The sequence below is a fragment of the Muricoccus roseus genome (assembly GCF_900141905.1).
GTDB classification, from domain to species: Bacteria; Pseudomonadota; Alphaproteobacteria; order Acetobacterales; family Acetobacteraceae; genus Roseomonas; species Roseomonas rosea.
The window spans coordinates 1-22,083 of record NZ_FQZF01000029.1; the positions used below are offsets into that span (position 1 = coordinate 1).

20 protein-coding genes are annotated in these 22,083 nt (G+C 73.0%); 8 read left to right on the forward strand and 12 right to left on the reverse strand.

Going from position 1 to position 22,083, the window contains the following annotated elements; genetic code table 11:
- The 7 genes from BUB97_RS19905 to BUB97_RS19935 form a co-directional block, all read left to right on the forward strand.
- The coding region (locus tag BUB97_RS19905) for a transposase (RefSeq protein WP_175562690.1) at window positions 1-170 on the forward strand (170 nt) is incomplete at its 5' end.
- A 283-nt stretch (window positions 171-453) separates the two neighbouring features.
- The gene (locus BUB97_RS19910; RefSeq protein WP_245818384.1) at window positions 454-3,057 is read left to right on the forward strand and encodes a cation-translocating P-type ATPase; all 2,604 of its coding nucleotides are present in this window, start codon (window positions 454-456) and stop codon (window positions 3,055-3,057) included.
- A gap of 99 nt (window positions 3,058-3,156) precedes the next feature.
- Window positions 3,157-3,900, forward strand: a complete 744-nt coding sequence (locus tag BUB97_RS19915; RefSeq protein ID WP_073138026.1) for a universal stress protein — start codon at window positions 3,157-3,159, stop codon at window positions 3,898-3,900.
- 188 nt (window positions 3,901-4,088) lie between these two features.
- On the forward strand, window positions 4,089-4,628 hold the full coding sequence (locus BUB97_RS19920) for a MarR family winged helix-turn-helix transcriptional regulator (protein WP_245818385.1): 540 nt from the start codon (window positions 4,089-4,091) through the stop codon (window positions 4,626-4,628).
- Window positions 4,625-6,253, forward strand: a complete 1,629-nt coding sequence (gene mdlC, locus BUB97_RS19925) for a benzoylformate decarboxylase (protein WP_245818386.1) — start codon at window positions 4,625-4,627, stop codon at window positions 6,251-6,253. Before BUB97_RS19920 ends, mdlC begins: the two co-directional genes overlap by 4 nt.
- A gap of 14 nt (window positions 6,254-6,267) precedes the next feature.
- Complete coding sequence (locus BUB97_RS19930; protein ID WP_073138028.1) at window positions 6,268-7,764, forward strand: aldehyde dehydrogenase; 1,497 nt, start codon at window positions 6,268-6,270, stop codon at window positions 7,762-7,764.
- Between the two features lie 34 nt (window positions 7,765-7,798).
- Window positions 7,799-8,794 carry a Bug family tripartite tricarboxylate transporter substrate binding protein gene (locus tag BUB97_RS19935; protein WP_073138030.1) on the forward strand — a complete coding sequence of 332 codons (996 nt, stop codon included), beginning with the start codon at window positions 7,799-7,801 and terminating at the stop codon, window positions 8,792-8,794.
- 36 nt (window positions 8,795-8,830) lie between these two features.
- Here BUB97_RS19935 and BUB97_RS19940 read toward each other — a convergent pair whose 3' ends face one another.
- From BUB97_RS19940 to BUB97_RS25935, 3 genes are all read right to left on the reverse strand, one after another.
- Window positions 8,831-9,244 carry a hypothetical protein gene (locus BUB97_RS19940; RefSeq protein WP_073138032.1) on the reverse strand — a complete coding sequence of 138 codons (414 nt, stop codon included), beginning with the start codon at window positions 9,242-9,244 and terminating at the stop codon, window positions 8,831-8,833.
- A 106-nt stretch (window positions 9,245-9,350) separates the two neighbouring features.
- The gene (locus tag BUB97_RS19945) at window positions 9,351-9,728 is read right to left on the reverse strand and encodes a response regulator (RefSeq protein WP_073138034.1); all 378 of its coding nucleotides are present in this window, start codon (window positions 9,726-9,728) and stop codon (window positions 9,351-9,353) included.
- The gene (locus tag BUB97_RS25935; RefSeq protein ID WP_073138036.1) at window positions 9,725-12,763 is read right to left on the reverse strand and encodes a response regulator; all 3,039 of its coding nucleotides are present in this window, start codon (window positions 12,761-12,763) and stop codon (window positions 9,725-9,727) included. The genes BUB97_RS19945 and BUB97_RS25935 overlap by 4 nt, the downstream gene beginning before the upstream one ends.
- A gap of 155 nt (window positions 12,764-12,918) precedes the next feature.
- On the opposite strand from BUB97_RS25935, the gene BUB97_RS27295 reads away from it, so the two are divergent.
- Entirely contained in the window at window positions 12,919-14,754 is a 1,836-nt protein-coding gene (locus tag BUB97_RS27295; protein ID WP_073138038.1) for an AI-2E family transporter, read from the forward strand.
- 38 nt (window positions 14,755-14,792) lie between these two features.
- Here BUB97_RS27295 and BUB97_RS19960 read toward each other — a convergent pair whose 3' ends face one another.
- The 9 genes from BUB97_RS19960 to BUB97_RS20000 all read right to left on the reverse strand — a co-directional run bounded on the left by BUB97_RS19960 (window position 14,793) and on the right by BUB97_RS20000 (window position 22,041).
- Window positions 14,793-15,269: a DUF3597 domain-containing protein gene (locus BUB97_RS19960; RefSeq protein WP_073138040.1), complete on the reverse strand. Its 477-nt coding sequence runs from the start codon at window positions 15,267-15,269 to the stop codon at window positions 14,793-14,795.
- A 64-nt stretch (window positions 15,270-15,333) separates the two neighbouring features.
- On the reverse strand, window positions 15,334-15,828 hold the full coding sequence (locus tag BUB97_RS19965; protein WP_073138042.1) for an Lrp/AsnC family transcriptional regulator: 495 nt from the start codon (window positions 15,826-15,828) through the stop codon (window positions 15,334-15,336).
- Between the two features lie 42 nt (window positions 15,829-15,870).
- A complete protein-coding gene (locus BUB97_RS19970; RefSeq protein ID WP_086062386.1) occupies window positions 15,871-16,407 on the reverse strand; it encodes a cupin domain-containing protein in 537 nt (178 codons plus the stop codon).
- Between the two features lie 59 nt (window positions 16,408-16,466).
- A complete protein-coding gene (locus tag BUB97_RS19975; RefSeq protein WP_073138044.1) occupies window positions 16,467-17,429 on the reverse strand; it encodes an ABC transporter substrate-binding protein in 963 nt (320 codons plus the stop codon).
- Complete coding sequence (locus BUB97_RS19980; RefSeq protein WP_073138046.1) at window positions 17,426-18,553, reverse strand: LLM class flavin-dependent oxidoreductase; 1,128 nt, start codon at window positions 18,551-18,553, stop codon at window positions 17,426-17,428. The genes BUB97_RS19975 and BUB97_RS19980 overlap by 4 nt, the downstream gene beginning before the upstream one ends.
- Before the next feature lie 41 nt (window positions 18,554-18,594).
- Entirely contained in the window at window positions 18,595-19,320 is a 726-nt protein-coding gene (locus BUB97_RS19985; RefSeq protein ID WP_073138048.1) for an ABC transporter ATP-binding protein, read from the reverse strand.
- Between the two features lie 4 nt (window positions 19,321-19,324).
- Window positions 19,325-20,161, reverse strand: a complete 837-nt coding sequence (locus tag BUB97_RS19990; protein WP_086062387.1) for an ABC transporter permease — start codon at window positions 20,159-20,161, stop codon at window positions 19,325-19,327.
- Window positions 20,162-20,431: 270 nt separating this feature from the next.
- Window positions 20,432-21,064 (reverse strand): maleylacetoacetate isomerase, encoded by a 633-nt coding sequence (gene maiA, locus BUB97_RS19995; protein WP_073138050.1) that lies wholly within the window; start codon window positions 21,062-21,064, stop codon window positions 20,432-20,434.
- Entirely contained in the window at window positions 21,064-22,041 is a 978-nt protein-coding gene (locus tag BUB97_RS20000) for a Bug family tripartite tricarboxylate transporter substrate binding protein (RefSeq protein ID WP_073138052.1), read from the reverse strand. Before BUB97_RS20000 ends, maiA begins: the two co-directional genes overlap by 1 nt.
- Window positions 22,042-22,083 lie beyond the last annotated feature (42 nt).

A 22,083-nucleotide genomic window follows, 5' to 3' on the forward strand; every position in this document is an offset into this window, starting at 1 on the left:
CCCTGTCCCAGAAACACCGCAAGCGCATCGAGGAGGCTTTCGGCTGGGCCAAGACCGTCGGCGGCATGGCCCAGACCGTCTATCGTCGCATCGAACGCGTGCGATCCCGCTTCATCCTGACGATGGTCGCCAACAACCTGGCCCGACTGCCCCGGCTGCTGGCAGCATGAAGCCGAAAACCGGCATCCGGCGTCCATGCCGCTCGTAGGAACGGGCCGGACGCGCAAAGCCGCTGGTCCCTCCGACGGGAAAACGCTCCAGAACGCCGAGTAATTCAGCGACCTGCTAGGCGCGCTGGCCTGGCAAGGCGCAGAGTGCCGGCAGGGGCGCATTCCCGCGGCTCCGGCCACCTCTGCCGGAACGGGTTTCCCCGCCCTGAGACAAGCTGACCGCCGCTGACCGGATATTCCGGCGCTGCGCGCGAGGTGGCGGCGAAGCATACGGGGACCGGATGTGAGCGACAGCAGCACCTTCGGAGAGGACCGTGGCGCGCGTGCCGTGACGCCGGCCGGGCCCCAGGGCCTGACGGAGGCCGCCGCCGCCGCGCGGCTGCGCCAGGAGGGCGCCAATGACCTGCCGCGCGCGGAACGTCGTTCCGTCGCGCGTGTCGCGCTCGACACGGTGCGCGAGCCGATGTTCGCGCTGCTGCTCTCGGCCGGGCTGATCTACCTCGTGATCGGCGACACGGGGGAGGCGCTTCTGCTCTTCGTCTTCGCGACCCTCTCCGTCACCATCGCCATTGCCCAGGAAGTGCGGACCGAGCGCGCGCTGGACGCGCTGCGCGACCTCTCCAGCCCGCGCGCCCTCGTCATCCGCGACGGGGTGCGGCGGCGCATTCCCGGGCGGGAGGTGGTGCGCGGCGACCTGATGGTGCTCGCCGAGGGCGACCGCGTGCCGGCCGATGCCTGGCTACTCTCGGCCACGGCGCTGGAGGCCGACGAATCGCTGCTGACGGGGGAGTCCGTCCCCGCGCGCAAGCGGGCGCGCCCGCCGGGTGGGGAGAATGTTGGCGGGGAGGATGCGGCGGAGGAGGCCAGGGTCTTCTCGGGCACGCTGGTGGTGGGCGGCGAGGGCCTCGCCCAGGTGACGGCGACGGGGCGGCACACGGCGCTCGGCCGCATCGGCCAGGCGCTGGGGGAGATCGAGCGCGAGCCGCCGCGGCTTCGGGCGCAGGTGCGGCGCCTCGTGCGGTTCTTCGCAGTGCTGGGGATCGGGGTGAGCGTGCTGGCCGCGCTGCTGCACGGGCTGCTGAACGGCGACTGGCTGGCCGCCGCGCTCGGCGGCATCGCGCTGGCCATGGCGATGCTGCCGGAGGAGTTCCCGCTGATCCTTACCGTCTTCACGGTGATGGGGGCGAGCCGCATCGCGCGGGCCGGCGTGCTGACGCGGCGTGCGGCCGCCATCGAGGCGCTGGGGGCCGCCACCGTGCTCTGTACGGACAAGACCGGCACGCTGACGCAGAACCGGATGATGGTGGCGGAGCTGCGGGATGCCGCCGGGCTGCTGGTGCATGCCGCGCGGCAGGAGGGCGGCGGGCCCTTGCTGCCGGCCGGGGCGGCGCTGGCACGCATCGCCGCGCGGGCGAGCCGCGCGGAGGGCTTCGACCCCATGGAGCGCGCCTTGCGCGAGTTGGTGGCGGGCCTGCCCGGGAGGGGCGAGCCCGCCGGGCCGGATTACCCGCTGCGCCCGGACCTGCTGGCCATGGGCCGGGTCTGGCAGGAGGGGGAGGGCAACGGATCCTCCGTGATCGCGGTGAAGGGCGCGCCGGAGGCCGTGGTGGGGCTCTGCCGGCTGGAGGCGGAGGAGGCGGCCGCCGTGCTGGCCGTGGCGGCCGGGATGGCCGGGCGCGGGCTGCGGGTGCTGGGGCTGGCCGAGGCGCGGCTGGCGCCGGGCCAGGCGCTGCCGGCCGGGCTGGAGGCGGCGCCGCTGGCCTTCCGCGGGCTGGTCGGGTTGGTGGACCCGCTGCGGCCCTCGGTCCCGGTGGCGGTGGCCGAGTGCCGGGCGGCGGGCATCCGCGTGGCGATGGTGACGGGCGACCACCCTGCGACCGCCGCCGCCATGGCCCGCGCCGCCGGGCTGGACAGCGCGCCGGTGGTGACCGGCCGGGAGCTGGCGGCGATGCCGGAGGAGGCGTTCCGCGAGGCGGTGCGCCGCGCCGCTGTCTTCGCGCGCATCCCGCCCGAGCTGAAGCTGCGCATCGTCGAGGCGTTGAAGGCCGATGGCGAGGTGGTGGGCATGACGGGCGACGGCGTGAATGACGCGCCTGCGCTGAAGGCCGCGCATATCGGGATCGCCATGGGCGGGCGCGGCACCGACGTGGCGCGGGAGGCGGCGGCGATCGTGCTGCTGGAGGACGACTTCGGCTCGATCGTGCGCACCATCCGCATGGGGCGGCGGATCTTCGACAACCTGCGGAAGGCGATGGGCTATGTCATCGCCATGCATGTGCCGATCGCGGGGCTGGCCTTCCTGCCGCTGGCCTTCGGCCTGCCGCCAATCTTCGGACCGCTGCACATCGCGCTGCTGGAGATGGTGGTGGACCCCGTCTGCTCCATCGCCTTCGAGGCGGAGCCGGAGGAGCCGGACGCGATGCGCCGGCCGCCGCGCGCGCCGGACGCGCCGCTCATCTCGATCGCGGAATTCGGCTGGTCCGCGCTGCAGGGGCTGGCCGCGCTGGCCGCGGCGGGCACCATCTACCTGCTGGGCCTGCGGGCGGGATTGCCGGAGGAGGTGCTGCGCAGCCGCACCTTCCTCACCCTGCTGCTCGCCAGCCTCGGGCTCATCCTCGTCAACCGCGTCTTCGGCACCTCGCTGCGGGAGACGGTGCTGCGGCCGAATGCCGCGCTGCGCTGGGTGCTGGCCGCCATCGGCGCCCTGCTCCTCGTCGTCTTCCTGCTGCCGCCGGCGGCGGCGCTGTTCCGCCTGGGGCCGCCCGGCCTTTCCGGGATGGGCGGGGCGGTGCTGGCGGTGCTGGCCATGCTCGCGCTGCTCGAGGGCGTGAAGCTGGCGCGGGCCGCGCGCCGCCGCCGCATGGCGGGCGCGGCGGCGCGGGGCTGATCCGGATCAAAGCGCCGGCGCGGCGCGCATGCTTCCTGCATCGGGATGACCGCGGCGGCTGGTGCCGGGGCCGGAGACGCTGCCCCGGAGGGAGATGCGATGCGGGACTACAAGGCTCTCCTGGTGCATGCGGGTCTGGAGGACACGGCCGAGGCGCGCATCCTCCTCGCGGCGGATCTGGCGGACCGGTTCGATGCGACGCTGATCGGCCTCGCGGCGGGTTCCCTGGAGACCACGGAGCGGCTGGACCGCGCGAGGGACAGCTTCCACGCGACGAGCCGCAAGGCGGCGCGGCGGCGGGAGTGGCGGGGTTCCGCCGAGCCCCTGGCGGGCGTGCTGGCGCGCGAGGCACGGGCGGCGGATCTGCTCATCCTCGGCCTCGCCGAGGCGGCGGAGGGCGAACTGGATGCGTTGGCGGCGCGCGCGGGGCGCGCCGTGCTGCTGGTGCCCGAGCGGACCCGGGTGCTGGATGCCAGGCAGGTGCTCGTCGCCTGGCGGGACACGCGGGCCACGCGGCGCGGGATCGCCTCGGCGCTGCCGATCCTGCGGCTGGCGGAGCGGGTCGCGCTGCTGCCGGTGCGGGATGGCCGACCCGAGGAGGAGCAGCGGCGCGAGCTGGCGGACATGGCCCGCTACCTCCTGCGCCATGACGTGCCGGCCGAGGTGCTGCCGGACGGGCCGGTGGAGGGGCACTTGCCGGGTGAGATCCTCGATGCGGCCCGGAGGCTGGGCGCGGATCTCATCATCGCGGGGAACCGGGACGCGGAATGGCTGCACCTGGCCGTGGCGGAGGCGCGGGACGTCTCCGGCCAGGCCGGGGCGTGCTGGCTGCTGGGGCCCTGAAGCCAGCCGCCCGGGGGGCGGGACGAGGGGAGCGCGCGGCCCTGCGCGACGAGCGGAGGGGTCGAGACCTGGCGATCGCGGGGATGTCCGGCCCTTCACGGAAGGCTTGCGCCGAGATCGTTTGATATCCTACGATCTTACCCGGCACGGCGCGCGCGGCGTGACGCGCCGGCAGGAGGAGCGGTTTCGTGGCGCAGCCAACCCGGGCGACCCCCGCGCGTGCCAGGACGTCCAAGCCCCGCGCGGAGCAGCCAACCCTGCGCGTCCTGCCCGGCGGGCTGGCGTCGGTGCGCCTCGGCCCGCTTCAGGACATGCTCGGCTTCCAGCTGCGCCTGGCGCAGGAGGCCTCCTTCGCCGGCTTCGCGCGGAGGACCGGCGATTCCGGGCTGAAGCCGGGGCATTTCGCGGCGCTCCTGGTTATCCACGAGAATCCGGGCCTCTCGCAGACGGCGCTCGGCGCCGCCGTGGGGCGCGACAAATCCACGCTCACGCCGAAGCTGACGGAGCTGGAGCGGCGCGGGCTGATCCGGCGTGACCGGGCGGCAGCCGACCGGCGGAGCTACGCGCTGCGCCTCACCCCCGAGGGGGAGGAGGCGCTGGCCGAGCTGCAGCGCCATGCGACGGCGCATGACGCGGCGCTGGACCGGCTGGTGGGGCCGGAGAACCGCCAGGCTTTTCTCGAAACGCTCCGCCGGCTGATCGCGGGGCTGGATTCGGACGACACATGATGGATGGCACGACCACGCCCACGACCAGAACCGGCATGACGGTGCGGGAGGCGGTGTTCGACCTGCTGCGCGGGCTGGGCATGACCACTGTTTTCGGCAATCCGGGATCGACGGAGCTGCCCTTCCTCGATCGCTGGCCCTCGGATTTCCGCTACGTGCTCGGGCTGCAGGAAGCGAGCGTGATGGGCATGGCCGATGGCTATGCGCGCGCGACCGGGCGCTGCGCCTTCGTGAACCTGCATTCGGCAGCCGGGGTGGGGCATGCGCTGGGCAATCTCTTCACCTCCTACCGGAACGGCGCGCCGCTGGTGATCACGGCGGGGCAGCAGACGCGGGCGCTGCTGCCGAACCTGCCCTTCCTCGGCGCCTCGGATGCCGCGCAGTTCCCCAAGCCCTATGTGAAGTTCAGCATCGAGCCGGCGCGGGCGGCCGATGTGCCGGCGGCGATCGCCCAGGCCCACCGGATCGCGATGCAGCGGCCCTACGGCCCGTGCTTCGTCTCCATCCCCTCGGATGACTGGGCGGCGCCGTGCCAGCCGGTGGTGCCGCGGGCCTGGTTCCCGGATACGGCGCCCGATCCGGCGGCGCTGGCGGAGGCGGCGCGGCTGCTCTCGGCCGCGCGGCGGCCCGTGCTGGTGGTGGGGTCGGATGTGGATGCGGAGGGCTGCGGGCCGGCACTGGTGGCGCTCGCGGAGCGGGTCGGGGCCCCGGTCTGGACGAGCCCCTTCTCCTCACGCCTCTCCTTCCCCGAGGATCATCCGCTCTTCGCCGGGCATCTGCACGCGGCGCCGCAGCAGGTCTCCGAGACGCTGATCGGGCATGACCTGGTGCTGGTGATCGGGGCGCCCGTCTTCACCTTCCATGTGGCGGGAGAATGCGCGCTGTTCCGCAGTGGCATCCCCATCATCCAGATGACGACGGATGCCGAGGCCGCCTCTTCCGCTCCCGCCGGGATGGCGGTGCTGGGGGCGCTGCGGCACGGGATCCCGGCGCTGGCGGCCCTGCTGCCGGGGGCTGCGCGCGCCCTTCCCTCCCCGCGCCCGCGCCCGGCGCCGCCGGCGGCGGCCGCGCCGCTGAGCGCGGCCTATGCGCTGCACCGGCTGCACCGGGCGATGCCGCGCGACGCGGTGCTGGTGGAGGAGGCGCCCTCCCACCGGCCCGCGATGCACGCGCAGATGCCCATCCGCGAATGGGGCGGCTTCTTCACCATGGCGAGCGGCGGGCTCGGCTACGGGCTCCCGGCCGCGGTCGGCGTGGCGCTGGGCAGCCCGGGGCGGCGGGTGGCCTGCCTGATCGGCGACGGCTCCTTCATGTACTCGCCGCAGGCGCTCTGGACGGCGGTGCAGGAACGGCTGCCGCTGGCCGTGATCGTCATGAACAATGCCGGCTACGGCGCCATGCGCTCCTTCTCCCGCGTACTGCAGGTGCGGGACGCGCCGGGGATCGACCTGCCGGGGATCGACTTTGTCTCGCTGGCGCGCGGCATGGGATGCCCGGCGCGCGCGGTGGAGACGCCGGAGGCGCTGGAGGCCGCGCTGGCCGGGGCCATGAGCGCCGACGGGCCCTATCTGGTGGAGGTGGCCGTCGATGGCGCCATCGCCACCCTCTACGACGAAAAGACGTAAGGGGAGGACAGACGATGCTCGACGTACCGCTGATCATCGGCGAGGGCGACCGGCCCGCGACCGGCGCCGGGACCTTCGAACGCCGCAACCCCGTGACGGGCGAGGTGGCGACGCGCGCAGCCGCCGCCACGGCGGAGGATGCGCGGGCGGCCTGCGACGCCGCCGCCGCGGCCTTCCCCGCCTGGTCGAAGCTGGGGCCGAATGCGCGGCGCACCATCCTGCTGAAGGCGGCGGATGCGCTGGCGGCGAAGGCGCCGGAGTTCATCCGGCTGATGGCCGAGGAGATCGGCGCGACGGCGGGATGGGCCGGATTCAACGTGCATCTCGCGGCCGGCATGCTGCGGGAGGCGGCGGCGGCGACGACGCAGACCACGGGCGAGGTCATCCCCTCGGACAAGCCGGGCTGCCTGGCCATGAGCATCCGCGCGCCGGTGGGCGTGGTGCTGGGCATGGCGCCGTGGAACGCGCCCGTCATCCTCGGCGTGCGCGCGCTGGCGCTGCCGCTGGCCTGCGGCAACACGGTGGTGCTGAAGGCGAGCGAGACCTGCCCCGGCACCCACAGCCTGATCGCCCAGGCGCTGCGCGAGGGCGGGGTGCCGCCGGGCGTGGTGAATGTGGTGACGCATGCCGCCGAGGATGCGCCGGCGGTGGTGGAGGCGATGATCGCCCATAAGGCGGTGCGGCGCGTGAACTTCACCGGCTCCACCCCGGTGGGGCGCATCATCGCGATGCATGCGGCGAAGCACCTCAAGCCCGTGCTGCTGGAGCTGGGCGGCAAGGCGCCCATGATCGTGCTGGAGGATGCCGACCTGGAGGAGGCCGTGAAGGCCGCCGCCTTCGGCGCCTTCATGAACCAGGGCCAGATCTGCATGTCCACCGAGCGGCTGGTGGTGGTGGAGAGCGTGGCGGACGAGTTCGCGCGCCGCTTCGCCGAGTTCGTCGCGACGCTGCCAGTGGGCGACCCCCGCACTGGGACGGTGTTCCTGGGCTCTGTGGTGGACGAGGTCTCCGCACGGAAGGTGGAGGCGCTGATCGAGGATGCCGTCGGCAAGGGCGCGACCCAGCTGGGCGGCGGGCCGCGCAAGGGCACGATCATGCCGGCCTCCATCCTCGACCGGGTGACGCCTGATATGGCGATCTATGCCGAGGAGAGCTTCGGTCCCGTGGTCGCCATGATCCGCGTGAAGGACGCGGAGGAGGCGGTGCGGGTGGCGAACGACACGGAATACGGGCTGTCGGCGGCCATCTTCACCAAGGACGTGGCGCGCGGGCTGGCGCTCGCGCAGCGGATCGAGAGCGGGATCTGCCATGTGAACGGCCCGACCGTGCATGACGAGGCGCAGATGCCCTTCGGCGGGGTGAAGGCAAGCGGCTACGGGCGCTTCGGCGGGCGCGCCGGGATCGCGGAGTTCACGGAACTGCGCTGGATCACCGTGGAGACGCAGCCGGGGCAATACCCCTTCCCGCCCGCCGCCAAGGCACCGCCACCGGCGACGCCCGGCGCGCATTAGCGCCACCCCGCGTGCAGAGGAGGAAACACAAGAAATGAGCATCACCATCACCCGCCGGGCGGCGCTGGGCGCCGCCTGGGCCTTGCTGGCGGCGCCGGCCGTGCGGGCCCAGGGCGCGGCCGGGGCGGGCACCTGGCCGAACAAGCCGGTGCGCATCGTGGTCCCCTTCCCGCCCGGCGGGCTGGTGGACACGCTGGCGCGCTCGGTCTCGCAAGCCCTGGCCGCGAAGTTCGGCCAGCCCTTCGTGGTGGACAACCGCGCGGGGGCGGGCGGCAATATCGGCGCCGATCTCGTCGCGAAGGCGGCGCCGGATGGCTACACGCTGCTCGCCTCCTCCATGGGGCCGCTGGCGGTGAACCAGTTCATCTACCCGACCATGCCCTATGACACGAACACGGCCTTCGCGCCGGTCACGCTGCTCGCCTCCACGCCGAAGGTGATCTGCGTGGCGAATGCGCGGCCGTGGCGGAACCTCGCGGCGCTCGTCGCGGCGGCAAAGGACAAGCCGGGGACGATCACCGCCGGCTCGGCTGGGGCCGGCAGCAGCCTTCATCTGGCGCTGGAGCTGTTCAAGGGCGCGACGGGCACGGAGATCCAGCACATCCCCTATCGCGGCGCGGCGCCGGCGATCACCGACCTCATCTCCGGCAATATCGACATGGTGATCGACAACGTGCCGAACATCCTCGGCCATATCCGGGGGAATGCGGTGCGGCCGCTGGCGGTGGCGACGGAGCAGCGGCTGGCGCAGCTGCCGGATGTGCCGACTGCGGCGGAGGCTGGCGTCCCGGGCTTCGTCTTCGGCACGGCCTTCGGCATGGCGGCGCCGGCTGGCACGCCGGATCAGGTGATCGCCGCCGTGGCGGAGGGCGTGGCCGCGGCGCTGCGGGACCCGGCGGTGGGCGGCAGGCTGGCCGAGCAGGGCACGATCCTCGGCGGCCAGGGGCCGCAGGCCTTCGCGGCGCTGATTGAGCGGGAGAAGCGGACGCTGGAGCCGGTGATCAAGCGCGCCGGCATCCGCGCGGAATAGGCGGGCGGGAGGGGGCTGCCCCTCCCCCCATCCGTGTCAGCCGGCCGAGGCCGTGCGGAAGACGTAGTCGCAGCGGCCGTTATTCGCGCCATCCATGGCGAGTTCCGGGCCACCGAACGGGGCATCCACGGTCCGCCGGAACACCGTCTCGCGCGTCACGGCGAAGCCGGGCGGGTTGAGCATGAGGCGGAAGGTGCTGTCCGCCACCGGTTCCAGCCGCGTGCCCACCAGCGGGGCGCAGACGGCCTCGCCGCCCCGGCTCAGCTCGGCGCTCAACACGCGCGGCACGGGCGCGACGCCCGGCAGCGAGACGAGGACGATGGCGGGCGGCAGGGTGGGCGCGCGAAGCGGGATCTCGCCCATCATCGCGGGTGGCGGGTCGGGAGAACAGGCGGCGAGGCTCGCGAGGGCGAGGGCTGGGATGAACGCGCGGAGGGGCGTTCGGCGCATCGGGCCTGTCCTTCTCTGATCCGCCGGGTCAACGCCCGGCCATGGCTTCGGCTGCGCTGAGGCTACCACCGTGCCGCCGCATCGCCCAACGGTCGGCCGGAGAGGGCTAACCCTCCTCGGTCGCCAGCATCGCCGCGTCGATCTGGGCGAGGAGCTGGGGGAAGTCCACGGGCTTGGGGTGGTAGTCGTCGCATCCGGCGGCGATCATCTTCTCGCGGTCCCCGGACATGGCATGGGCGGTGAGCGCGATGATCGGGATGCGGGCGGTCTCGGCCCCCTCGCGGATCATGCGGGCGGCGGTCCAGCCGTCCATCACGGGCAGGTTCATGTCGAGCAGGATGACGTCGGGCTTCTCAGCCGCGGCCATCTCCACGCCCTGCTGGCCGTCATGGGCGAGGACGACGTCGAAGCCGCGGCGGCGGAGGCGGCGGGAGAGGAAGTCCCACAGCTCCTCATGGTCCTCCACCAGCAGTATCTTCGTCATCGTGTCGTGCTCTCCGTCTGCCGCTCCAACGGCGGCGGGGGCGGCGGGTTCCCTGGGGGCGCATTCGGGTTCCGCTGGGCGGCAATGCGCCGCAGCTCACTCAGCAGCGCCTCGGGCGGCTCGTCATCGGCGGGGAGGATGCGGCGGACCTGGCCGCGCAGGGCCTCGAGCTCCGCGGGCGCCACGTTGCCGCCGGTGAGGGCGATGACCTGAATGTCGCGCAGGGCCTCGTTGCGGCGAAGCTGGTGGACGAGGCTGAGGCCGTCCTCCTCCGGTCCGGGGACCGCGACGAGGACGAGGCCGAGCGGCGGGGCGGATGGAGGAGGCGCGGTGAGGCGCGCCAGGGCGGCGGCACCGTTCTCCACCTCCTCCACCGACCATCCCTCGCTCTCCAGCAAGCGGCGCAGCTCCATGCGCGGCTCCGCCTCGGCCTCCACCACCAGGGCCGTGCCCGGCGCGCGGTAGCGGTCCAGCACGGTGCGGAGGCGGTGCCACTGCACGGGCTTCACCAGGTAGTCGGCCGCGCCGAGGGAGACGGCGAGCGCGCGCTCCTGCACGATGGAGACCATCACCACGGGGATATCGGCCAGCTCCGGATCGGCCTTCAGGGCCGAGAGGACGGACCAGCCATCCATGCGCGGCATCATCACGTCCAGCAGGATGGCCGTGGGCCGGAGGCGGCGCGCCTGGCGCAGCCCTTCCTCCCCGTCATGCGCGCAGGCGACCGCGAAGCCGTCCCGCACCACGAAGCGCGAGAGCAGTTCGCGCGAGGCGGGGTCGTCATCCACGACGAGGACGAGGCCCGCGGTTCCCGCCTCTCCTTCCGGCAGGGTGGCGAGGGGCTGCTCGGCGGCGGGCTCGGGCCCGGTCTCGCGCATGTCCATCGGCACGCGAATGGTGAAGGTCGTGCCGCGCCCCTCCTCGCTCTCCACCGCGATGTCGCCACCGAGCAGGGTGCAGAAGGCCTTGGTGATGGCGAGGCCGAGGCCCGTGCCGCCGAAGCGGCGGGTGGTGGAGCTGTCGGCCTGGCTGAAGCGGCGGAAGAGCTTCGCCAGCTGCTCCGGGTTCATGCCGATGCCCGTATCGGCGACGCGGAAGGCGATCTCGCGCCGGCCCATGGCGTCGCGGCCGGTCTCGGCGGTGAGGGTGACGCGGCCACCCTCGGTGAACTTGCTTGCGTTGGAGAGGAGGTTGATGAGGCACTGGCGCAGCTTCACCTGGTCGCTGTGCATGGGGCCGATGCCCTCGGGCAGCCGCACCTCGAGCCGGTTGTCCTTCTGCGCCATGAGGGCCTGCACGGTCGCGACCGTCTCGGAGACAAGGGTGGGCACCTCGAACTCCTCCGCATGGGTCTCCATGCGACCGGCCTCGATCTTGGAGAGGTCCAGCACGTCGTTGATGAGGGAGAGGAGGTGGCGCGCATTGGCGCCGATCTTCTGCAGGTCCTTCGTCAGGACCTCGCCGCCCTCGATATCCGCGGCCTCCTCCTCCAGCATCTCGGAATAGCCGATGACGGCGGAGAGCGGCGTGCGGAGCTCATGGCTCATATTGGCGATGAACTGGCTCTTCGCGCGGTTGGCATCCTCGGCGGCCTCGCGCGCGAGGGTGGCTTCCTCCTGTGCGGTGCGCAGCTCGGTGACATCGGTGTTGGTGCCGAACCAGCCGGTGATGGCGCCTTCCGGGTTCTCCTCGTCGGGCTCGTCGCGAATGGGGACGGCGCGGCTGAGGAACCAGCGGTACTCGCCATCCGCGCCACGCAGGGGGAAGAAGTCCTCCCAGGGCTCGCCCGAGACGATGGCCTCCTGGAAATGCGCCGCGACGCGCTCGAGATGGTCGGGGTGGTGCACCGCCTTCCAGCCGGAGCCCTTCACCTGCTCGAAGCTGGTGCCGGTGAACTCGTACCAGCGGCGGTTGTACCACTCGATCTCGCCCGCGGCATCGGTCTGCCAGGCGAGCTGCGGGAGGGAGTTGGCGAGGGTGCGGAAGCGCGCCTCGCTGCGGCGCAGCCGGTCCTCTGCGCGGCGGCGGCGGGTGATGTCCATCAGGATGAGGCCGGCGGCCTCCCCCACCCCTTCCTGGCCGCGCGCGAAGGGGAAGAGGGTGGCGAGGAGATGCAGCCTCTCCTCCGGCCGGTCCGGCGGGGTGAATTCGATGGCGACGTCCGACTGGGCGCGGCCGCCATCCAGCACCGCGCGCAGGCGGGGTTCGATGCGGCCGCGCATGGCCTCGGCCAGGGCGGGCATGGCGCCGGCCGCCTGGCCGGTCATGCGCTCGGCGATCTCGCCCAGGGCGTGGTTGGCATTGGTGATGGACAGGTCCCGCCCGATCAGGCCGAGGCCCACGGGGGCGTTCGTCATCACGGCGTCGAGCAGGGCGTTCGCGCGGCGCTCCGCGCGGCGGCGGGTGACGGCGTAGAAGCCGAGCAGGGCGCAGGCGAGCAGGGCCGAACCCAGGGAGAGGCCGCCGAGCCAGAGGGCGCGGATGTCGCTGCGGCGGTTCAGCGCCTCCACCCGCGCGCGCGCCTGTGCCTGGAGGGTGGCCACCTCGGCGCGGATCGCGTCCATCGCCTCCCGCCCCTCGCCGGCCTCGACCACCGCCCGGGCGCTCTCCGCCCCGCTCTCCCGCCGGGCGGCGATGGAGCGTTCGGCCAGTTGCTCCCGCCGGGCGATCAGGGCGCGCAGGCGGGTTTCCGGCGGCAGCCCGGCCGGCGCGCGGAGCGCCTCCAAGGCCGTGAGGCGCTCCTCCACCGCGGCGATGCCGGCCCGGTAGGGTTCGAGATACTCCTCCCGGCCGACCAGGAGGTAGCCGCGCTGGCCGGTCTCGACATCCTTGATGGCGGAGAGGGCGCCTTCGAGCGCCACCACCGTCTCGGTCCCGGCCGTGATGGCATCCGCGTCGCGGTCGTTCAGGGCGTAGCTCACCGTGCCGGCGCCGACGGCGACGAGGGCGAGGAGACCGGCGAGCAGGGGGATGCGCGGCCAGCGGCGGCGGGGCGCCGGGGCCTCGGGGGCGGGCGCGCGGATCGGTTCGGGCAAGGCTCTTCCCCCGGGCTCCCGCCCGCGCCCGGCGGTCCGGGCTGGCGGCGGGAACGAAGATGGTCGGGCGCGCAACGCCCGGGGGGGCTGGGGGGTTGTGGGGGGCGTGGCCGGTTCCTTGCGCCAGCCCTTCTTCCGGATACGAAACGCCGCCGATGGCTCCTCCCGACCGACGCCTCTCCCCCGCCGCCGCGCCGGTCCATGCCGCGGCGGTGCCGCTGGCGAGCCATGTGGGCGGGCCGGTCGCGGGCGCCGCCGTGCTCGTCTCGGCCGCCGTGGTGGTGGCCGGCCTCTATTTCGGGCGCGACGTGCTGGTGCCGCTGGTGCTGGCGGTGCTGCTGGCCTTCGTGCTCGCCCCGGTGGCGCGGCTGCTGCAGCGGCTGCGGCTGGGCAAGGGCGTGGCGGTGCTGGTGACGGTGCTGGCGGCCTTCGCGCTGATCGGCGCCATCTTCGCCGCCCTCGGCGTGCAGGCGGCGGAGCTGGCGGCGGAGCTGCCGCGCTATGCCGCGACGCTGCGGACGAAGCTGGGGGCGCTGAGCGGGCTGGGGGAGCTGCTGCGCCAGGGAGAAGGGCTGCTCGGCAGCATCGGCATCGGCGGGCCGCTGGAGACACCCCCCGCGGCGGAGGCGCCCGTGGTGGTGGCCGCCCCGGCGCGCTCGGACACGGCGATGCTGAACGTGGTGGGCTCGGTGCTGGGGCCCATCCTGCATCCGCTGGCGACAGCGGGGCTGGTGGTGATCTTCACCATCCTCACCCTTCTCTACCGCGAGGACCTGAGGGACCGGGCGATCCGCCTCGCGGGCGCGCGGGACCTGCACCGCACGATGACGGCGATGAACGACGCCGCCGGGCGGCTCTCCCGCCTGTTCCTGGCGCAGGTGGCGTTGAACGCGGGCTATGCCGTGCTGATCTCCGGGCTGCTCTGGGCGGTGGGGCTGCCAAGCCCGCTGCTCTGGGGGATCCTCGCCGGGCTGATGCGCTTCGTGCCCTTCATCGGCACGCCCATCGCGGTGGCGCCGCCGCTGGTGCTGGCGCTGGCGGTGGATCCGGGCTGGTCCCTCGCCATCACGGTGCTCGCGGTGTTCATCCTCGGCGGGGCGGTGATGGGGCAGGTGCTGGAGCCCTTGCTCTTCGGCAAGCGGACGGGACTTTCGCCGCTCTCCGTCGTGCTGGCGGCGAGCTTCTGGGCCTTCCTCTGGGGGCCGATCGGGCTGCTGATATCCACCCCGCTCACGGTCGGGCTGGTGGTGCTGGGGCGGCATGTGCCGCGCTTCGAGTTCTTCGATGTGATGCTGGGCGACCGCCCTCCCCTCCAGCCGCAGGAGAGCTTCTACCAGCGCGCGCTGGAGGGCGATGCGGACGGGCTGGTGGAGCAGGCGCGGGAGATCCTGGCCGAGCCCGGCACGGGCCTGGCCGCCTATGGCGACATGGTGGCGCTGCAGGGGCTGGTGCTGGCGCAGACGGACTGGTCGCGCGAGGCGCTGGAGGCGGACCGGCTGGAGGTGATCCGCACGCAGGTGGGCGTGCTGCTGGACGACCTTTCCGACTTCGGCGACGCCCCGGCGGCGGATGCGGCCCTGCCCACAGCCTGGGCCGCGGAGGGCGCGGTGGTCTGCATCGCCGGGCGCGGGCCGATGGACGAGCTGACGGCGCGGCTGGCGGCCCTGGTGCTGCACCGGGCCGGGCTGGGCGCGCGGGCGGAGACGAGCGCGGCGCTGGAGACCGCCAATCTCGGGCGGCTGGACCCGGGCCTGGTGCGGCTCGTCTGCCTCTCCGTGCTGGAGGAGGGGAACAGCGTGGCGGGGCTGCGCTACTTCCTGCGCCGCATCGCGCGGCAGCTGCCGGAGGCAAAGGTGATCGTCGGGCTGTGGGACGCGCCGCCCGAGAGCGCGATGCTGGCCGCCCTGCGCGAGGAAGGCCCGGCGGAGGCGATCGTCACCTCGCTGGGCGAGGCGGCGGCGCTGGGGGAGGCCTTCGCGGCGCGGGGCTGAGGGTACCCGGGGGAGGCGCGGGCCTCCCCCGTGGGGCTTCAGCCCTTCAGGCTGTCCGGTACGCGGCCGCCATTCTCGGCCAGCTTCTGCATGACCTGCTTGTGCAGCCAGATGTTCATGGCGGCGGAATCATCCGTGCTGCCGGTGTAGCCGAGCTCGCCGGCCAGCTCCTTGCGGGCGGCGAGGCTGCTGTCGAGGTCGAGGAGCTTCATCAGGTCTACGATGGAGCTCTGCCAGTTCAGCTTCTGCGGGTTCTTCGAGGCCATGTCGGTCAGGACCGCCTGGACGTCCACGGCCTGGGCGGGGGAGCCGCCCTGGCCGGGGGCGGTGGGGGCCTGGCCGGCGGCCGGAGTGCTGGGGGTGGCGGCCGGGGCCGCCATGGCGCCGCCGAGGCTGCCGATGCCGCCAGGGGAGGTGGCCGCGGTCGTGCCCGGCGTCGGGCTGCCCGCATCCGCGGGGCTGGCGGCGGCCGGATGGCCGAAGATCTTGGACATGATGGAGCGGAAGATGCTCATGCGGAGGTCTCCTGAAGCCGAGAGGGCTCTCCGCACAACGGCCCGGGGGTGGCGGGGTTGTCCGCTATCCCTCCCCTTCCCGCCCGGAGCGGTCCCGGAAGCGGCCGCGATGGAGCGGATAGGCCGTGGTGTATTTCAGCTGCTCCATGGCGAAGCGGGAGGTGACGTTGCGCATGGGCACGGCGCCGATGAGGCGTTTGTAGAAGGAGTCGAACTCCGCCATGCCGGTGACGGCGACGCGGAGCATATAGTCGACCTCTCCTGCCATGCGGTGGGCCTCCATCACCTCCGGCATGGCGGCGATGGCCTGGGAGAAGGTGGAGAGCCATTCCGGCGTGTGGTCGCCCGCCTCGATGGCGACATAGACGATGAGGCCGACGCCGATCTTCTCCGGGTCCACCAGCGCGACGCGGCGGGTGATGACGCCGTTCGCCTCCAGCTTCTGGACGCGCTTCCAGCAGGGCGTGGGCGAGAGGCCCACCTTATCGGCGAGCTGGGCCACGGAGAGGGTCGCGTCGCCCTGGAGGAGGGCGATGATCTTGCGGTCGATCTCGTCCATCGGTGCATGCGGCGGGCGGGGCCTGTGCCCCGCCCGGCCGGCTCAGGCCGGCTTCTTCGTGGGCAGGGTGGCGGTGCTGACGTTCACCCATTCCGGGCTCTCCGCCACCCCGATGCCGGGGAGGTTGATCACGACCTCCTCGGTGCCGCTGCGGACGAGGGCGCAGTGCAGGACCTCAGTGGCGGAGGCGTTGATCTCCTGGTGCGGGACATAGGGCGGCACCTGGAAGAAGTCGCCGGCCTTCGCCTCCGTGATGAACTCCAGCCGGTCGCCCCAGCGCATGTGGGCGGTGCCGGAGATGATGTAGATGATGCTCTCCAGCGGCCCGTGGTGGTGCGGACCGGTCTGCGAATTGGGCTCGATCCGGTTGGTGCCGGCCCAGAGATGGAGGGAGCCGGTGCGGCTGCCGGAGATGGCGACCTCGCGGTTCATGCCCAGGGTTTCGGGCGTGTCGCCGCTGCGGTCGGCGGCGCTGACATGGCGGATGCCCTTGTTGCGCCAGTCATAGCCGGGACCGGGGCCGGGGCCGGGGGCGCCTTCGGTCTGGGGGGCGGGCTTCGTGGTAATTCCGTCGGGCATGGTGGTGCTCTCCTGTGTCGCTCCCCTGGAGGGGAGGGTTGCGATGGCCGGGGCCGCGGTCAAGCGCCGCGGTTCCCGGAGGCGATGGCCGTGTTGAAGGAGGCGTCGAGCAGCTCCTTCGCCTCGATACGGCGGCGGACGAGGTTCGCGCGGGCGTAGAGGTCGATGTTCCGCTGCTCGTCGGCGGCCACGCTGTCGTCGATGGGGACGACGCGGGTGGCGGCGCGGCGGAACCAGTGCTCGGCCACGGGGGCCGGGATATTCATCAGATCCGACCAGGTCTTCGCATAGCCCTCCACATTCGCATTCGCCCAGGCGCGGGCGGCGGCGAGGCGGCGGACGAACTCGGCCAGCTCCTCACGGCGGGAGGCGATGGCCTCCGTGCGCGCGGCCTGGAAGCCGAGGCCGGGGGTGATGCCCTGGCCATGGGCGACGCGGCGGGCGCCGTTCAGCACCTCCTCCTGGGAGACATAGGGTTCCCAGGTGGACCAGGCCTCCACCGAGCCGCGGCTCCAGGCGGCCTTCGCATCGGCCGGCAACAGGAAGACGAACTGCACGGCATCGAGCGGCAGGCCGGCATTCTCCAGCGCGGCGAGGATCACCTGATGGCCGATGGAGCCGCGGCCCGTGGCGATGCGCTTGCCCCGCAGGTCCTGGATGGATTGGATGGGGCTGTCCTTCGCCACCAGGATGGCGAGGCCCTCCCGGTTCTCGCGCGTCGCGGCAATGGCCTTGATCGGCGCGCCGGCCGCGGCGCCGAAGGTGAAGGGCGCATCGCCCACCAGGCCGGTGTCGATGGCGCCGGCGTTCAGGGCCTCCACCAGCGGGGCGGCGGCGGGGAACTCGCTCCAGGCGATGCGGTCGCCAAAGCCCCGGAGCTGGCCGGAGGCTTCCATCACCGCGCGGGCATTGCCGCGCTGGTCGCCCACGCGCAGGGGGGCCTGGGCCTTGAGGATGCGCGGAGCGGCCAGGACGGCGACGGCGCCGAGAAGGACGCGGCGGCCGAGGAGGAGGCGGCTCATTCGGCGGCCGCCGGAAGGCGCTGGGCCAGGCGCCGCGCGACGAGGCGGCGCGTGGCGGGAAGCAGGGACTGGCCGTATTCCACCGCATCCTCCAGCGGGTCGAAGCCGCGGATGAGGAAGGTGGTCACGCCGAGGTCGTAATAGTCGAGGAAGGCCTGGGCCACCTGCTCCGGCGTGCCGACCAGGGCGGTCGTGTTGCCGCGCGCGCCGGTCTCCCGCGCGATGGCGGTGTAGAGGCGTCCCTCCGGCCGGTCGCCCAGGGCGGCGGCGGCCAGGAGGCGCTGGGAGCCTGCATTCTGCGGCGCGCCATTCGCGGGACCGAGGGCGGCCTTGCCGCGCACCGCGCGAACGCGGTCCAGTATGGCCTCGGCGCGGCCCCAGGCGGCGTCCTCCGTATCCGCGAGGATGGGGCGGAAGGAGAGCGAGAAGCGGACGCGGTCGGCGCGGCCATGCTTCGCGGCCTCGGCGCGGACGCGGCTGACGATCTCGCGCACCTGGGCGTGGGTCTCGCCCCAGAGGGCATAGACATCGGCATGCTTGCCAGCGACGCGCAGCGCGGCCTCGGACGCGCCGCCGAAATAGAGCGGGATGCGCGGGGACTGCACGCTGCGCACCTCCGGCGAGGCCCCCTTGATGCGGTAGTAGGTTCCCTCGTGGTCCACCGGCTCCCTCGCGGCCCAGATGGACTTCAGGACCGACAGGTACTCGTCCGTGCGCGCGTAGCGGTCGTCCTTGCCGAGCCAGTCGCCGTCGCGCGCCTGGTCCGGGTCGTCGCCGCCGGAGATGGTGTGCAGCGCGGCGCGGCCGTTGGAGAGCTGGTCGAGCGTGTTGAAGGCGCGGGCCGCCGTGCTGGGCGCCTGGAAACCCGGGCGGTGCGCGACGAGGAAGCCGACCTTCTTCGTATGCGCGGCCGCATGGGCGGCGAGCTGAAGCCCATCCGGCCCGTTCGAGTGCCAGCCGATGAGGATGCGGTCGAAGCCGCCCTCGTCATGCGCCTGGGCGGAGGCGACGAGATAGCCGGGATCGATCGAGGGGCCGCTGGCCGGATGGATCTCCGACTGCTGGCGCGGCTGGACCATGCCGATGAATTCGACACCATCGGCGGGGAGCGTGTTGAGGGTCATGGGATTTCCTCTCCGTTCAGATGGGGCGCGGCGGGTGACCATCAGGCGGCTTCCCGGATCACCTCGGCCTCCACGCCGAGTTCGGAGAGGAGGCGGCGGCGGAGCGCGGCGAAGCGGGCATCGCCATGGGAGCGCGGGCGCTCAATGCCCACTGGGATGTCGGCGGCGATGCGGCCGGCATCGAGCACGAGGATGCGGTCGGCCAGCAGGATCGCCTCGTCCACGTCATGGGTGACGAGGAGTGTGGTGGGGGTGTGGGCGCGCCAGAGATCCAGCACCAGCGCATGCATGCGGATGCGGGTGAGCGCGTCCAGCGCGGCGAAGGGCTCGTCCAGCAGCAGAAGGCGCGGCTCGCGGACGAGGGCGCGGGCGAGCGCGGTGCGCTGGGCCTCGCCGCCGGAAAGGGTGGCGGGCCAGGCGTCGCGGTGCCGGGCGAGGCCGACCTCGGCCAGGGCACGCTCGGCGCGCGCCGGGGCGCCCTTGCCCGGCAGGCCGAGGGTCACGTTTTCCCAAACGCGCTTCCAGGGCAGCAGGCGGGGTTCCTGGAAGGCGACGGCCACGGCCTCGGGCACCTCGATCCGCGCCTCCACGGGCCGGGGGTCGAGCCCCGCCAGGGTGCGGAGCAGGGTGGACTTGCCGGAGCCGGAGCGGCCGAGAAGCGCGGTGAAGGAGCCGGGCTCGAGTTCGAGGTCGAGCTTGTGGAGGACGGTGTTGGTGCCGAAGCGGCGGGTGAGGCCGCGGACAGAGACCTGACGGTTGTCGGTCATCGGTTCAGGCCTTGATGAGGTTGGGGCGCCAGGCGAGGGCGCGGCGCTCGAAGGCGCGGACGAGGGCGTCGGCGCCGAGGCCGAGGAGCGCGTAGACGAGCAGGCCGACGACGATGACGTCGGTGCGCAGGAAGTCCCGCGCGTCGTTGATGAGGAAGCCGATGCCGGCGGTGGCGTTGATCTGCTCGGCGATGACCAGGGAGAGCCAGGCGCTGCCGAGGGCGTAGCGCAGGCCGACGAGGCCGGAGGGCAGCGCGCCCGGGAGGATGACGTGGCGGACCAGGCCGCGCCGGTCCAGGCCGAAGACGCGTCCCGCCTCGGCCAGCTTCGGATCCACGCCGCGGATGCCGGCGAAGAGGGTGAGATAGACGGGGAAGGCACTGCCGAGGGCGACGAGCGCGATCTTCGGCGTCTCGCCGATGCCGAACCAGAGGATGAAAAGGGGCACGAGGGCAAGGAAGGGCAGCGTGCGCAGCATCTGCATCGGCGCGTCCACCACCTCCTCCCCGATGCGGGAGAGGCCGGCGATGACCGCGAGGACGATGCCGGTGGTCACGCCAATGGCCAGGCCGCCGGCGACCCGGCCGAGGGAGACGAGGAGGTGATGCGGCAGCTCGCCGGAGAGAAGCAGCTCCCAGGCGGTGGCGATGATGGTGCTGGGCGCGGCCAGGGTGCGCGGGGCGATCAGCCCGGCCATGGAGGCCGCCTGCCAGAGCAGGATCAGGACGAGCGGGGAGAGGAAGCGGCGATAGGACCTGAGATTGAGCCGCGGCAGGGCGGCGCGGAACGGCAGGGACGGCGCGAGGCGTTCGCGCGCGCCGAGGGCGTGCGTGTCGGACATCTGGGGAACTCCGGCGATGCGGGGTTGCCGCCCTGGCGTGGCGGCGTCGCGGTGGCCCGGGGGGGGCTCGGTGGCGGCGTTCAGCCGCGACAGGGCATCGGGCGACAGCCGGACGAGGCGGCGCGGAAGGGCGTGTCGTTCATGCCCACAAAGCTATGAAGGCCACGCGCCGCCGGAAAGAGCGCGGATTCCCAAAGATATCCCGCAGGACAGGCGCGCCATGCTGCCGCGCGGGCAGGAAAGGGAATGTCCTTCCCTCTCCCGCCTTCGTTACTCCGCGTCGGGCTGATTCTCCGGCGCGGCGGCGATGAAGGCCTGATGATCGGCGCAGGCGGCGGCGACCGCCTTGATCTGCGTCAAGGCGGAGATATCGGCGCCGAAGCGCTTCGCATTGCCGAGCTGGGGGATGAGGCAGAGATCGGCCATCGTCGGAGTGGCGCCGAAGCAGAAGGGCCCCTCCCCTTCCCCCAGAAGTTTCTCGCAGGCCTCCAGCCCCTCCTGGATCACCCAGCGCGCCCAGCCCGTCACCTTCTCCTCCGGCCAACCCTCCTCCCGCAGCCGGGCGAGGACCTTGAGGTTCTGCACGGGGTGGACGTCGCAGGCGATGGCCTGGGCGAAGGCGCGGATGCGGGCGCGCTCCAGCGCCGTGCCGGGCAGGAGGCGCGGCTCGGGACGGGTCTCCTCCAGCCATTCGACGATGGCCAGGGACTGGGTGAGCACCGCGCCATCCTCCACCTCCAGGGCCGGGAGCAGGCCCTGGGGGTTGCAGCGGAGATAATCGGGCGCGCGCTGCTCGCCACGGCGGAGGTGGTGGAAGACGTGCTCCGCCGTGAGCCCCTTCAGGTTCAGCGCGATCCGCACCCGCCAGGCGGCGGAGGAGCGGAAGTAGCCATGCAGGCGCATCAGTCGAGCGTGATCTTCAGGTCGCGGATGAGCGGCAGCCAGATGCCGCGCTCGCGCTGCAGCAGCGCCTCGAACTCGGCGGGGCCACCGGTCAGCGGCTCCAGCCCAATCTGCTGCATGCGGGTCCGCACCGAGGCCTCGCGCACCGCGGCGTCCAGCTCCTTCGTGAGATGCGCGACCACATCGTCCGGCGTTGCCTTGGGGACGACCACGCCCTGCCAGGCATAGGCCTCGAAGCCGCGCAGGTTGAGGGCGGACTGCACGGTGGGGATGCTCGGCATGTCCTCCAGCGGCTGGGCCGAGAGAACGGCGAGGGCCTTCACGCGGCCGCCCCGGAGGTGCTCGGCGCCCGAGGGATAGTCGAGCACCATCATCGGGATGTTGCCGGCCAGCAGGTCGTTGAGCGCGGGGGCCGCGCCGCGATAGGGGATGTGGTTGAAGCGGATGCCCGCCTCCCGGCCCAGGCGCTCCATCGCGAGGTGGTGGGGGGAGCCGACGCCAGGCGTCGCGCAGTCGATCGGGCGGGCCCTGGAACGCTCCGCCAGGCCCTGCACGGTGTCGGCCGGCGCGTTCTGGCCGACGGCGAGGAAAAGCGGGAAGCGGGCCATCAGCCCCACCGGGCGGAAATCCCGGACGGGGTCGTAGGGCAGGCGATTGAACAGGGCGGTGTTGAAGACGAGCGTGCCGTTGTCGGCGGTCATCACCGTGTAGCCGTCGGCCGGGGCCTTGGCGGTGAACTCGGCGCCGATATTCGTGGCCGCACCGGGCTTGTTCTCGATCACCACGGGCTGGCCGAGGCGCTGCGAGAGCGCCGCGCCGACGAGCCGGGCGAGCGTGTCCGTGCCGCCGCCCGGGGCATAGGCGACGACCCAACGGACGGCGCGATCGGGATAGGCGGCCAGCGCGCGCGAGGCGGGCAGGGCGGCGGCAAGGCCGGCGCCCATCAGGGCGCGGCGGCCGAGCGTGATGCTCTTCATGGTTCTTTCCTCTCCGGTACCGGCTCGGCTGGCCGGCTTGTT